14 protein-coding genes are annotated in these 13,597 nt (G+C 44.6%); 5 read left to right on the top strand and 9 right to left on the bottom strand.

Annotated features, from left to right (window positions below; all coding sequences use genetic code 11):
* Positions 1 to 153 precede the first annotated feature (153 nt).
* From F6X55_RS05485 to F6X55_RS05460, 6 genes are all read right to left on the bottom strand, one after another.
* Complete coding sequence (locus tag F6X55_RS05485; protein ID WP_026571138.1) at positions 154 to 372, bottom strand: spore germination protein; 219 nt, start codon at positions 370 to 372, stop codon at positions 154 to 156.
* Positions 373 to 403: 31 nt separating this feature from the next.
* Positions 404 to 802 (bottom strand): spore germination protein GerPE, encoded by a 399-nt coding sequence (locus F6X55_RS05480; protein WP_153462302.1) that lies wholly within the window; start codon positions 800 to 802, stop codon positions 404 to 406.
* Between the two features lie 2 nt (positions 803 to 804).
* Positions 805 to 993: a spore gernimation protein GerPD gene (locus tag F6X55_RS05475; protein ID WP_153462300.1), complete on the bottom strand. Its 189-nt coding sequence runs from the start codon at positions 991 to 993 to the stop codon at positions 805 to 807.
* Positions 990 to 1,553 carry a spore germination protein GerPC gene (gene gerPC / locus F6X55_RS05470; RefSeq protein WP_051382094.1) on the bottom strand — a complete coding sequence of 188 codons (564 nt, stop codon included), beginning with the start codon at positions 1,551 to 1,553 and terminating at the stop codon, positions 990 to 992. Before gerPC ends, F6X55_RS05475 begins: the two co-directional genes overlap by 4 nt.
* A gap of 66 nt (positions 1,554 to 1,619) precedes the next feature.
* On the bottom strand, positions 1,620 to 1,826 hold the full coding sequence (locus F6X55_RS05465; protein WP_026771757.1) for a spore germination protein GerPB: 207 nt from the start codon (positions 1,824 to 1,826) through the stop codon (positions 1,620 to 1,622).
* 12 nt (positions 1,827 to 1,838) lie between these two features.
* Entirely contained in the window at positions 1,839 to 2,057 is a 219-nt protein-coding gene (locus tag F6X55_RS05460) for a spore germination protein (RefSeq protein WP_026571134.1), read from the bottom strand.
* Between the two features lie 138 nt (positions 2,058 to 2,195).
* Here F6X55_RS05460 and F6X55_RS05455 point away from each other — a divergent pair, with 138 nt between their 5' ends.
* On the top strand, positions 2,196 to 3,392 hold the full coding sequence (locus F6X55_RS05455) for a DUF418 domain-containing protein (protein WP_153462298.1): 1,197 nt from the start codon (positions 2,196 to 2,198) through the stop codon (positions 3,390 to 3,392).
* Positions 3,393 to 3,663: 271 nt separating this feature from the next.
* Here F6X55_RS05455 and F6X55_RS05450 read toward each other — a convergent pair whose 3' ends face one another.
* Entirely contained in the window at positions 3,664 to 4,860 is a 1,197-nt protein-coding gene (locus tag F6X55_RS05450) for an ornithine--oxo-acid transaminase (RefSeq protein ID WP_026571132.1), read from the bottom strand.
* Between the two features lie 540 nt (positions 4,861 to 5,400).
* Between F6X55_RS05450 and F6X55_RS05445 the strand changes: the two genes are divergently transcribed.
* Together F6X55_RS05445 and asnB are read left to right on the top strand one after the other, a co-directional pair.
* Positions 5,401 to 5,775: a YisL family protein gene (locus F6X55_RS05445; protein WP_026771754.1), complete on the top strand. Its 375-nt coding sequence runs from the start codon at positions 5,401 to 5,403 to the stop codon at positions 5,773 to 5,775.
* Between the two features lie 223 nt (positions 5,776 to 5,998).
* Positions 5,999 to 7,846, top strand: coding sequence for an asparagine synthase (glutamine-hydrolyzing) (asnB, locus tag F6X55_RS05440; protein WP_153462296.1), 1,848 nt, complete (start codon positions 5,999 to 6,001; stop codon positions 7,844 to 7,846).
* Positions 7,847 to 8,026: 180 nt separating this feature from the next.
* Here asnB and F6X55_RS05435 read toward each other — a convergent pair whose 3' ends face one another.
* Complete coding sequence (locus F6X55_RS05435) at positions 8,027 to 9,385, bottom strand: MATE family efflux transporter (RefSeq protein WP_153462294.1); 1,359 nt, start codon at positions 9,383 to 9,385, stop codon at positions 8,027 to 8,029.
* 235 nt (positions 9,386 to 9,620) lie between these two features.
* Here F6X55_RS05435 and F6X55_RS05430 point away from each other — a divergent pair, with 235 nt between their 5' ends.
* Positions 9,621 to 11,123, top strand: coding sequence for an alpha-amylase family glycosyl hydrolase (locus tag F6X55_RS05430; protein ID WP_026771751.1), 1,503 nt, complete (start codon positions 9,621 to 9,623; stop codon positions 11,121 to 11,123).
* A 273-nt stretch (positions 11,124 to 11,396) separates the two neighbouring features.
* Here F6X55_RS05430 and F6X55_RS05425 read toward each other — a convergent pair whose 3' ends face one another.
* On the bottom strand, positions 11,397 to 12,257 hold the full coding sequence (locus F6X55_RS05425) for a DegV family protein (RefSeq protein ID WP_153462292.1): 861 nt from the start codon (positions 12,255 to 12,257) through the stop codon (positions 11,397 to 11,399).
* Between the two features lie 393 nt (positions 12,258 to 12,650).
* Between F6X55_RS05425 and F6X55_RS05420 the strand changes: the two genes are divergently transcribed.
* A complete protein-coding gene (locus F6X55_RS05420; RefSeq protein ID WP_026571126.1) occupies positions 12,651 to 13,499 on the top strand; it encodes a YitT family protein in 849 nt (282 codons plus the stop codon).
* The last annotated feature ends 98 nt before the right edge of the window (positions 13,500 to 13,597 follow it).

Below are 13,597 nucleotides of genomic sequence, written 5' to 3'. Positions count from 1 at the left end.
GGTTGCTTGTCGTTCAGCCGGAAAATGGATGAACCGGTTCGCTATCTTGGCGAACCGGTTTTTCAACTTCGTTCAAGAATTACTAAGTGGGTAACATGTCCGCATCCGAATTTACCCAGAAATGGACGATGGCTTGAAAAGGCAGCGACCGCTTTAAGCGTTTGCGGAAACGTTTTGGTCTGCAACGTCGGGGTCAGCCGTATTTGTGGCACTCAAACCGCTGTTGGTATTGATGAAGTCACCGGTATTGAAAGAACCGGAGCCGGAACTTACTTTGGAAGTGCTTTTAGGGGAAAGATAAAAACTATCGCCAAAGTTGATGACCCCACCATCTATACCGTTGATCTTGATTGGTCCGACTATCGACGGCATTACATGACACCTTCTTTTTATTTGGCATTTATTACATTGTATTGTTAGGGGGGCTGTTCTGTTCCTCATTTAGAATACGGATATGTTTTATCCGTGCTTCGGCATCCAATAGATTCAAATTTCCTATTTGTAAAGTGGAAGATGCAGCTATCCCGAGCACACTGATGTTTCCCACGCAAATTTTCGGGTGATGGTGAATGGATGTCTTTCTGACGAGGGGAGCAGAAGGCAGTGGCGAAGGTTGTTTGCTGAATACGGGAAAATCAGCAAACTCAACTGGCACTTCTCCTTTTTCGGCGATACCTTCCTCCTGAACAGCAATGGCCAGCATCCTCGGGCGTAGACTATTCACATCTCCAATCTCAAACATGGAGCTCCGTGACATAGAATCGACGTAAATCGTGTCCACGTAGGAAGTTCGTTGCAACATTGCTATCCTTCCTCGGTAGAGCGGCTCAACGGAACAAGTGAACCAACAATATAAGATTCTGGCGGTGTGTCAAAAAAGGAACTTAAATTTATATTCTCATTGTCCCCGACCAGGAGTGTCGAAGAAGAAGAGACAGCGGTAACTTCGATATTACCAACGTGTAAATCCCAATTGTGTACAGTGAAATTCATTCGGGAAAATCTCCTTTTTGAAAAAATTGATGAAGGGAGTGCTTGATTTCCTGCCAAACATTGTCTGAAATGGACGTAGCGTCAGGAGAATCTCCTTCCCTATTTTCTAAATAGTAAGCTGCACGATTCGGCAGTTGTTGTTTTATATCTTGAATCAGTATGTCACGTTGTTTAGGTGAAAGCGGGCGTTGATATTGGGTGGATAGTTCTTCTAATAGTTTCGGCGCCTCGGAAGTGACAAGACGATCAAGTCCTGCAACAATTTGTTGTCGCGGAGGACTTGAATAAGGTTGAAGACCGGTTGGCTGTTGCTGATTGACTGCAAAATCTTCAATGGACTCCAAACCTTCAGGACTTATACCAATATTCAACGTTCCATCAAGGCGTTCAATTTTCAATTGATCAAAGTGGTAGTCGATTCTTTCGACATTTGGCTGGTTGTTTTTTTGGTTTTTCTCCAATTCGGCCACCCTTGCTTCCAGTTCTTGCAGTCGTTGTTCCTGGTTTTGGATATATTGCTGCAGCTGATTGACGTATGTTTGCCAGTAGTGTGGATGCATCGCTGGAAAACTCCTTTCTGGGTGAAGACCTAAAATTAAAGTATGCAAAAAAGTGAAAATAGTTCATTAACTTGGAGGTGCGAGCGGAACGAGTGGTTCCTGTCCTGAGATTGCTTCCGCTTCTTCGGCAAGCTCGGTGTACCCACCGGTATTGTATAGTTCTGAACTTGCTCTTATGATGCCTGCACTGCCGATTTGCAAAATCGATGAGTTGGAGACGCTGTTCACTCTCAAAGTATGGATACAAATAGACTGATGAACGGTCAAATGCACAGTGATTCCCCCTTATGGGCCGACATTCGGCTGATCAATTACGTCATCATCCTGAAAGTTTGTGACGGAATTTTGCAGTTGAATTTGGATGCCGTTTCCGGTGTTGAATGAGCCTCCGCCTGCAAATGTTTTAGAGGTCGAATACGGATTGATGGCGTAGACGTCCCCGATATTGAATATGCTCGATGAAGATACCGTGTTGACTTTTACCGCTCCAACTACCGCAGGCATAGCACGATTCCTCCTTTCTAATAATTTATGAAAACGGAAAAAAACTGTTCGACTGTACGGGAAGTTTGCATGGTACATTCCGAACGATTCAGATACAATGACAATAGCTAGAAAGCAATCAGGCGAAGGGGGATAACGATGGCGAAGGCAGGTTCACCATTAAACGAAAACCAGCGGCTCATTTGGATAGATGCCGCGAGGGGGCTGGCCATTCTCGGCATATTCATGGTCAATGCGCCAGCCTTCAATGCCCCGTTTTTTCCTTATGGGGGTGCAGGCGATTTCTGGAACAATAAACTGGATCACGCTGTACAGGCCGGAATCGATATTTTCTTTCAGGCCAGTTTTTATACGCTTTTTTCCTTTTTGTTCGGTTTCGGCATGCAGGTGATGTATGACAGGCTGCAGGAGAAAAAAAGGAATACCGTTCATGTATTGATCCGCAGACTTTTGGTTTTGATTTGCTTTGGTATCATCCATGCTTTTATGATTTGGCATGGAGATATCCTGTTGACCTACGGCATTATAGGGTTTTGTCTATTTTGCTTTTACCGCAGGCAGAATGGGACATTACTTGGATGGAGTTTTGGCCTGCTTTTGATACCGGCCGGGCTCCTGACGATGTTATCCTATGCTGTCAGGAACTTTATACCGGATATAACGGCAGGTGACAGCCAGAGAATCTCAGAGGCAATGGCCAACTATGGGGATGGGACCCTCTTGGACATTTGGCGCCAGAATCTCGTAGACTGGTTATACGCCAATGGAGGGATTGCCTACTTGTTTTTGACATTCAGTCTGCTGCCGATGTTTTTGTTGGGGATGTACACTTCCCGTAAGAAATGGCTGCATGACATTGATCGGTTTCGGCCTGTCCTGATGAGGGTTTGGTTTATTACAGGTATCCTATTTGTTCTGATGAAAGTTGGTCCTTATGCAATGGGAAATCCGTTTTGGCTAAATGAGGCAAAACGGGCCATCGGGGGCAGTGCTTCTGCGTTATTCTATGTGCTTTCGGTCACTCTGGCATTCCGCACAAAGCACGGGAGAAAGCTATTAACCCCGCTCGCCTATGTGGGACGGATGTCGCTTACTAATTACTTAGCACAGTCACTTATATGCTTTTTCCTGTTTTATAGTGCTGGTCTCGGATTATATGGCTCCGTGCGTCCAAGCTACTCGGTCGTGCTCGTCCTGATAATATTCAGTCTGCAAATTTGCTCAAGCAGATGGTGGTTAAACTATTTCCGTTTTGGACCTGCTGAGTGGCTATGGAGGAGCTTAACCTATGGAGAAAAGCAACAACTAAGGAAACGAGTTCGATCTATGGATTAGTGATTAGCGGAAAAAGGGAAAGGTTGGAATATGATGTAAACCACCCTCCCGTTGTTCTTGAAGGATGAGAGGAGTTAAAAGTACTTCTTGATGTTTTTGACAATTGACTCGAAGGAAAAGCAAAGGACTTGTGCATTAATTTGGCAATAATAAAAGGGGATTCTTACGAGAATCGCACGAACCGGAAAAAACCGAGCGAATCTGAATGCTTGGCATTTCGAACATCGCTCGGTTTTTGCTTTGGCCGCTAACCTTTTGTATCTTTATTAAATTATGATTCTAGCACTTGTTTAATTTGCTCGACCGCCCATACCAAGTCTGGTTTCTCGACTGTCAACGGCGGGGCAAAACGGATGACGTTTTCGTGTGTTTCTTTACAGAGCAATCCTTTTCCTTTCAATTGTTCACAATAAGGCCTTGCAGATTCTGTCAGTTCTACACCGATAAACAATCCTCTTCCGCGCACTTCTTTGATCACCGGATTTTTAATTTTTACTAGTTCCCCCATCATGTAATTCCCCAGTTCCAATGAACGATCTGCCAACTTTTCCTCTTCCAATACATCTAGGGCAGCTATCGAAACAGCACATGCAAGCGGATTTCCTCCAAAGGTAGATCCGTGCGATCCAGGATTGAACACGCCGAGGATGTCTTTATTAGCCACCACACATGAGATGGGGAATACTCCTCCGCCAAGTGCCTTGCCCAGTATCAGTACATCAGGGGAAACTTGTTCCCAGTCACAAGCAAACATTTTACCGCTTCTGCCCAGACCTGCCTGGATTTCATCAGCAATGAAAAGGACATTGTTTTGTTTGCAAATATCATAAGCCTGTTTTAAATAACCTTCAGGCGGAATGACAATACCCGCTTCTCCTTGAATTGGTTCCATCAGGAATCCAGCCGTGTTTTCGTTGATGGCTTCTTTAAGCGCATCGATATCGCCGTAAGGAATCAGCTTGATTCCTGGGAGCATAGGTCCGAATCCACGCTTGTATTCCTCCTCCGAAGATAAAGAAACCGCAGTCATTGTTCTGCCATGGAAGTTACCGGTACAGGCGATGATTTCTGCCTGGTCCTCCTGGATTCCTTTCACCTCATACCCCCAGCGGCGTACAGCCTTAATGGCAGTTTCTACGGCTTCGGCTCCAGTGTTCATCGGCAATGCCATTTCTTTGTTCGTCAGCTTGCATACTTTTTCGTACCATGGACCTAATTGGTCGTTATGAAACGCTCTTGATGTCAGGGTCACGCGATCTGCTTGCTGCTTCAAGGCATCGATGATGCGTGGGTGCCGGTGTCCTTGATTGACTGCTGAATAAGCACTGAGCATATCCATGTAGCGGTTTCCTTCGGGATCCTCTACCCAGACTCCTTCAGCCTTGGCAACCACAATCGGCAGCGGGTGGTAATTTTTAGCTCCATATTCCTGTGTTTGGTCAATGATTTCCTGACTCGATCGTACCATGGTATCCCTCCGTTTCGATGTTAAGCATACGCTTTCAATTATAACAGTTTTTTCATATATAGGAAGTTCAAAAATGCGGGAAAAAAGACGCGGCGAATTTCGTCGTTAGCTTGCTGGTCCGTTCCTCACGGAAATCGGAAACCTTCTACTAAGACCGCCCACATCGTGTGGGAACGTAGAAGCCACCACATCCTGTGGAAGTCCGCTCCGGTACTCCCAACTGCGCTGCCTAGAACTTCTTGGTCCTTTTTGTCCTCTTTTTGAACATTGTATAAAGGGAGGAAGTTCAAAAATGCGGGAAAAAAGACGCGGCGAATTTCGTCGTTAGCTTGCTGGTCGTTTCTCACGGAAATCGGAAACCTTCTACTAAGACCGCCCACATCGTGTGAGAACGTAGAAGCCACTACCTCTTGTGGTCTTTTATTAACAAACATGGAATGTGAATGTTCATAGAAATGTACGAAAGGGGACGTGTTATCCAATGAAATGTTTACGGAAAAATGATATGATAGCGTTGATTGAATAAAAAGGAGGTACGTCATGACGACGCATCTACATATCACTTCATGGGTACTAGCGTTTATTTTATTTGGACTTGCTTTGATGTTTAAAAAGCAGGGTAAAGACAAACCAGCAAAAATTTTACAGATGATTTTGCGACTCGATTACCTGTTGATCTTGTATTCGGGTGGTGACTTGATTGCGTACTACTTCCAGCAAAGTTATATGCTTGGAGAAGTCATCGTTAAGGGATTGGCAGGAATTTGGGTTATCGCAGCTATGGAAATGATTGCTGTGAAATACAACAAAGGCAAGCCAGTTATGGGTATCTGGGTACAGTTTGCTATTGCGGTGCTCATCGTTCTGGTTCTAGGCTTTGGCAGACTGCCATTCGGCCTGCATTTTATGTCTTGATATTGTACACCGTCTCCGCGGGATGTTCTGCGGGGCGGTGTTTTTTTATAGGAAAGTTTAAGGGATGGAGAAAAAAACTATGGAATGGGAAAATGGCTCACCTTTGTTCTGGTTGGATGCTGCCATTTTTTTCGTGTAACAAAACAGGCTTCACTTATACACACTCTGGGCGTTTTTATCATAAGCATGAAGAAGGGTTAAAAGAAAGGGTGTGTTTTCGTATATGTGTGGGATCACAGGCTGGGTAGATTTGAAACGCGACTTATCCGGGGAAATAGCCACTGTACGTAAAATGGCAGGGACCATTCAGCACCGGGGACCTGATGAGTATAACGAGTGGATTTGCGATCACGCTGGATTCGGTCATCAACGATTGATAGTTGTCGACCCTTCAGGTGGAAAGCAGCCAATGGAATGCCTGCGCGGAGAAGCAAAATATGTGATGATTTACAATGGTGAACTTTACAATACAGAGGATCTGCGTCAAGAACTTTTGGAAAAAGGATGGAGTTTTGCGTCCCATTCTGATACAGAAGTGTTATTGAAGAGTTTTATCCAATGGAGGGCTGCGTGTGTCGAAAAGTTAAATGGAATTTTTGCGTTCGCCGTCTGGGATGCGGAAAAGCAGGAATTGTTTATGGCGAGAGACCGGCTTGGTGTCAAACCGTTGTTTTTCAAAAAGCATGGGGAAGGAATCTTGTTTTCATCTGAAATAAAAGCACTGCTGGCACATCCTGAAGTAGAACCCGTATTGGACCGGGAAGGATTAAGCGAAGTGCTTGCACTTGGTCCATCACGGACTCCCGGTCATGGAGTTTTCAAAGGCATCAATGAACTTCCTGCTGCCCATATCGGAGTTTTTAATCAAGATGGATTTCAAACAAAGCGCTATTGGAATGTTGTCAGCAAACAACATGAAGACGACTTGGATACCACTGCACAGACAATCAGGGAATTGCTTACAGATGCAGTAGAACGACAACTGGTTTCGGATGTTTCTCTTGGTACTTTTTTATCTGGAGGTGTGGATTCCAGTGCCATAACCGCGATTGCCGCCAATTACTTGCAGGCAAAGGGCAAAGGGAGATTGTCGACATTTTCGATTGATTATCAGGACAATGATAAATATTTTAAACAAAGCTCTTTTCAACCGAATAGCGACAAAGACTTTATTGGCAAGATGAGCGCATTCAGCAGCACGAATCATCATACCTTTGTGATGGATAATAAGACATTGGCGGATATGTTGAAAGAAGCTGTTGAGATGCGTGATTTGCCTGGAATGGCAGATGTGGATTCATCACTTCTCTGGTTTTGCCGCCAGACGAAACAGGAAGTGACCGTTGCCCTGTCCGGAGAATGTGCGGATGAAATCTTTGGTGGATATCCGTGGTTTTATCGTGAAGACGACTTGACCAGGGAAGGTTTCCCTTGGATTCGTTCCTCTGAAGTAAGACGCTCCTTGCTTACCGAAGAATGGAAACAAAAACTCGATTTACACGGTTACATGCTGAAACGATACCAGGAAACGATTGATGGAACTCCGGAATACGAAGGGGACAGTCCCCTTGAGAAACAACGCCGGCAAATGTTTTATCTGAATATGCACTGGTTCATGCCGACACTGTTGGACAGAAAAGACCGGATGAGTATGGGGGCCAGTTTTGAAGCAAGGGTCCCGTTCAGCGACCATCGACTGGTTGAATATGTTTGGAATATACCATGGGAAATGAAGACGTATAATGGCAGGGAAAAGGGGATATTAAGGAAAGCATTGGAGGGGCTGCTCCCGCAAGAAATCCTTTATCGGAAAAAGAGTCCATATCCGAAAACACATAATCCGGTATATACGAATACTGTCGTGTCATGGCTTGAAGAAATAACCAAGGATCCGGATGCCAGGCTGTTTGAATTGTTTGATCGGAAAGAAATCGAAAAATTGATCCAAACTGAAGGAAAGCAAATAGAGGCACCGTGGTTTGGACAGCTAATGACAGGACCGCAGCTGCTGGCCCATCTTGGCCAAATTGACCACTGGCTGCGCACCTATCAAATCAAAATAGAAAAGTAAATCAGAAGTAGTGTAAAAAGCGTGCTGTCTGGGCACGCTTTTTTTAAAAAAGATAAGAAAATCTGAAATTAAAGATATATATACCCAGTGCTTTTCGTGAGCCTGCTTTTGTCGGAGGCCTGCACGATGAGACGGATTTAGCCTGTTCTCCTTTTAAACGGATGCTGGAGCTTTTCTTAACTATTGATCCGCTGGATAAGTTTTAATGAAGGTTTCTTTGATCCAAATTTTGGAACGCCATCTCCGCAGCATCAACAACCCACGCAGCCATTCATCGGCTATAAAAGCAATCCAGACACCGATCAATCCCAATCCAAGGTACAAACCGAAGAACCAGGCGAAAGTGACACTGACCCCCCACATGGACAAAATGCCGATAAAAACCGGAAATCTTACATCGCCGGCTGCCCGCAGGGAACTGATGACCACAAGGTTGAATGCCCGGCCGGGTTCCAGGATGATCGTCACCAACAGCAAGGCTGCCCCTTTTTCCATAATGGTTGCATTATCGGTGAAGATGCCCAATAAAAAATCACTGGCGAAATAAATGACAACGGCGGCAAAGGTGGAAATGACAATCGAGATTTGCAGGCTCTTGATGCCATGTTTATAGGCTGTATCTACTTCCCCTGCACCGATCAGGTGGCCGATCAATATTTGTGTCCCTTGGCCGATTGCCAGAGCAAACAGGAAAATGAACATCATGATATTCTGGACATAAACCTTGGTGGTCAATGCCATGGTTCCGAGCTGGGCGATAAAATAAGTGATCACCATCTGGCTGGCATTATAGGAAAGCTGCTCTCCGGCTGAAGGGATGCCGATATTCAATAGATCGCGGATATGTTGTTTTTTATAAGCAAAGAAAGAAGTGAACGGCAATGTTTTTTCACTGCGTCTTAACAATAGAAGCAAAAGGACGGTAAATCCTAAAAAGCGGCTGATGATGGTAGAGTACGCCACTCCTTCCACTCCTAACACAGGGAAACCGAACGGTCCGAAAATAACGGCATAGTTTCCGATTATATTAAGCACGTTCATGCCAATCGTTACGTACATTGTATCTTTCGTGAATCCATAGCTTCTTAACACAGCAGACACTGTCATGATCAATGCCTGAACAAAAATCAATCCACCGACAATGTTCAAGTAGACGCCTGCTTCCCCCATCAAATCAGCAGGCAAATCCATTATCTTTAAAATTTGCTTGCTAAACAAGAACAGAGCAATGCTCAACAGCAGGGAAAACCATAAATTGAGGCTGAGCGAGGTAACAGCGATGGCACCAGCGGTATCCTGTTTCCCGGCTCCAAGATTTTGGGCAACGAGCACACCTGCTCCGGCGGCAACGAAGCCAAACATGACGATAATGACTGAAATCACCTGATTGGAGACTCCGACGGCTGCCACGGAACTGTCGGAATATTGGCTGAGCATCAAGGTGTCTGCATTTCCCATCAGCATATGCAGAAGTATTTCAATAAATATGGGCCAAGTCAGGGCGAAGAGGCTTTGCTTTTTTATATCTGTTTGATTCATTTGATATCCTCACGATCCAAATAATTAGAAAATCCAATTAAGTATATACTGCCTGTCTGTATTTGTCAGTACATATTGCTCTAAAACGACTAAATGGTAATTATGACGCATGTGTGACACTTTTATGGAATCAGGGGAAATTGGCACAAACATGATTGACGGACAGGGCTGATAAGGCTACCCTTTATTAAGAAAGCTTTTATGCTTCTAATTATGCCTGTAGGAGGAACGGAATGTGAAGAAGTTATTGGCAGCCACGGCTGTATTGCCGTTTCTTCTTTTTTACTCACAACCTGTAAGTGCTGTAGAACAAGAAGATACATTGGCAGAAGAATCTATTTACTATATACTTGTAGACCGATTTGTAAACGGAAACTTTGACAATGACGAGGAAATTGATATTGAAGACCCCAAAGCCTTGCATGGCGGAGATTTGCAGGGGGTCATTACCAAGCTTGACGATTTGAAAGAGATGGGATTCACTGCTGTTAACATCAGCCCGATCATGGAAAATGAAAAAGATGGTTATCACGGTTTCTGGGTAACGGACTATACTGCGATAGAACCTCACGCTGGGACGATGGAAACAGCTGCTGAATTGGTGGATGAAGCACACAAACGTGACATGAAAGTGTTCATGGATTTTCCGGTCAATCATACATCTGCCTCGCATCCATGGCTTACAGATCAGGACAAGCAAGACTGGTACGCGAGTGAACATGATGAGCAACAAGGACAAGCAGAGCTTCTGCAGACCCCCTGGCTCGCAGACTTGCCGCAGTTGGATTTGCAAAACAAAGAAGTTGCAGCAGCATTGAGTGACGCAGGGAAGTTTTGGATGGAAGAAACGGGATTGGATGGATACAGGATAGGAATCGAACCAGATACCCCCGTTTCATTTGTTGCCGAATTTGCTGAAGCATTGCATGCTGAACAGCAAGGATTTTCCCTCTTGGCAGACTGGAAACATGCTGATGAGGAAGGGATGGAGTCCTTCCAGGAAGCGGGAATTGATTTAATCATTGACTATGAGCAGACCAAGTCCCTTGATCAGGTCTTCCACGCACCGGGGAATGAATTATCAAATTTAACCGGTGACAAAGAGTCAGAAGATAACGGTGTGGCATTGGACAGCCAAATGACAACCCGCTTCACAAAAAAAGCGATTGAGCTCGGACAAAATCCGGTGACGAGATGGAAGCTGGGATTGACTTATTTGTACTTGGGACCGGGCACACCTGTCATTTATCAAGGGTCAGAGGTTGCAATGGGTAATGGAGACGAGGCGCCAGATCATCGTACAGCACAATTGAACAGTGGCAATGACGAACTGAGCAAGTATCTGGAAAGATTATCTGCCATTCGCCAGCAGTTCTCTCCTTTTACGAAAGGGGATATGGAGCTGGTGAAAAGCAACGAAGCGATGAGTTTATTCAAACGCAGTCACGAAGGGGAAACCGTTTATTTTGCCATCAACAATGACACATCCACTAAAGCTGTGACCATTGACGATATCCAAGCAGGCAAACAGCTTCGTGGATTGCTCAACGATGAGACGGTGCGGGCCGATGAAGCAGGGCATTACAAAATCGGGCTTGACCGTGAAACGGCGGAAGTATATGTCATTGAGGATGACAAAGGCATCAATTGGTTGTTTGTTTCTTTTATTTTAGCAGTACTCGGTGCATTTGTTTTTGCCGTTGTTTTTCTGAAGAAGAAACAAAAAAACAGCCGGTAAACACTACCATATAAGAAGAGAAACACTTATTTCCCCTCTCCATTATGCTTTTCTGTATTGAGTTCAAGTAAGCCTTGCCAGCGGGAATACGAAGTACCTTGCCGGAGTGGATTCGTGGATTGTGCTTAGGACAAGGTAGGATGGGATGGTTTATAATCAAGTTAACTGATGGGGAAAGTTCAAAAAGAAAAACCGATCGAGTTCGAAAGCGTTGAATTTCGAATAATCGTTCGGTTTTTCTTTGACTAGGCATTGATTTCGACCATGTGCAACTTATTGATAATCATCGTTCAGGAAAAACAAAGCAAGTGTTCCGGGGCCGGAGTGGGCGCCGATTGCTGAGCCGACCATCTCAATGTGCACGTCTTCGACTTCAAAACGTTCTTTGATCATTTCGGCAAGCTGCCTGGCTTTTTCCAAATCGTCTCCATGGCTGATGCCGATGGTCTGTTTTTGAAAATCTTTCCCGCGTTCCTCCATTACGTCTACCATCCGCTTCAACACGCGTTTTGAGCCGCGGATTTTTTCCAATGGCATCAGCTTACCAGTTTCAACATGCAACAAAGGCTTGATTTTTAACAATGAACCGACAAAAGCGGCTGTTTTGCTTACTCGTCCACCGCGATACAAATATTCCAGATCATCTACTGTGAAGATATGCTCCATGTGATTGGCATGGTATCGGGCAATTTCTTCAACTTGGCTGAGACTCTCTCCTTCATTTGCAAGCTGTGCGGCACGCAGGACGACCAATCCGTGTCCCAGGGAAGCGCAATGAGTGTCGAGCACTTGAGCTTCCCAGTCAGGATAATCCTCCTTGACTTCCTGCATGGCCATTCTTCCAGCATTGTAAGTTCCTGAGAGTTCGGACGAGAAAGCGACATAAAGGCACGGCTGGTTTCGCCTAGCATAGCTTTCAAATGCTTCACGGAATTTTTGCGGACTGACTTGAGAAGTTTTTGGTGCCTTTCCAGCACGCATTGCATCATAGATTGCTTTCGCAGAAATAGTTTTTGCGTCTTCAAAATTTTCATTGTCGAGTTCGACAGTCAGTGATACCATATCAATGTTGTATTTTTCATAATGGCTTTGCGAAAGGTCACACGCAGAATCGGTGATAATTTTCACATTCATGTTTTCCACCCTCAATTCGGATCATTTTTCTTACGGTAAAAAGTAAAATGGGAGTTTCAAAAAAGAAACCGCCATCGAGCTCGAAATACAAGCCCGCAAGGATGATAAATAAAACAAGTGCAGTTTATCTACAGTGTAAGCGTACTGTTATCGATAGTCAAAGCTTTTTCCCATTTCGTTGTATTGGAATGGGAAAAGCGATACTGCGATTATTTGTGCGAATAGCTGGGTATGGAAAAGAGAAGCTTATTTTTGCTACATATGGAAACGATAAGGACATGTAGAAGAAATAGCCCGATAATTGGAAAACAACATAAGAACATCGATACAGGGAGCGGCCGCACTTGCGACAATCGTTGTGGCTTTTGACCGGGATAAACGAAGGAGGCAGTTATGTTTTTTATTGAAGCGAGACGAATTTTCATAGTAATGCTGGGGGCATTGTTCAACGCGATTGCATTAAATTTTTTCCTTATTGCCGCGAATGTCTATGCCAGCGGTTTTACAGGTATCGCCCAGCTTATGTCAAGTATTTTCCGAGACTTTTTCAATATCAATGGAGTCAGTACAGGTATCATCCTATTTATTTTGAATATACCGGTAGCCATATTGGGCTGGTACAAAGTCGGTAAGGGTTTTACGATTTACAGTGTGATCTCGGTCATATTCACGACGGTTTTCCTTGAAGTGTTGCCGGTACAGCCGTTATCAGAGGATATTATTTTAAATGCTGTTTTCGGAGGTGTCATCGGCGGTATAGGGGTCGGTATGACATTGAAATGGGGGGCATCAACCGGCGGTCTGGATATCGTGGCGATGGTGTTGTCCCGCATGAAGGATAAACCGATCGGCAATTTCTTTTTGATCATCAACAGCGGAATCATCATCGTTGCTGGTTTGTTGTATGAAGCAGAAAATGCTTTGTACACGTTACTTACTTTATATGTGACAACAAGGGTGATCGATGCGCTCCATACCCGTCATGAAAAAGTGACAGCTATGATTGTCACACGCAAAGCGGAGGAACTGCAAAAAGCGATTCACGACAAAATGATCCGAGGAATCACGATTTTACCTGCTCGAGGCGCATACAGTCGTGAAGACAAGGATATGATGGTCCTTGTTATCACCAGGTATGAATTGTATGACTTGGAACGGATTATTTCGGAAGTGGATCCACAGGCGTTCACGAATGTTGTGCAGACAACTGGAATATTTGGTTTCTTTCGACGCAACGATTAATGGAAACATAAAGAAAGTTCGCCAGATGCGTGGGGTGACTAGCCGATTTGGATGGATAGAAAAAGAGCTGTTCAAGGAAGTAGCAAGACTTCTTGAAC

This window comes from Sediminibacillus terrae (assembly GCF_009602435.1).
GTDB classification, from domain to species: domain Bacteria; phylum Bacillota; class Bacilli; order Bacillales; family Amphibacillaceae; genus Sediminibacillus; species Sediminibacillus terrae.
This window is presented reverse-complemented; position numbering and strand designations above follow the sequence as displayed.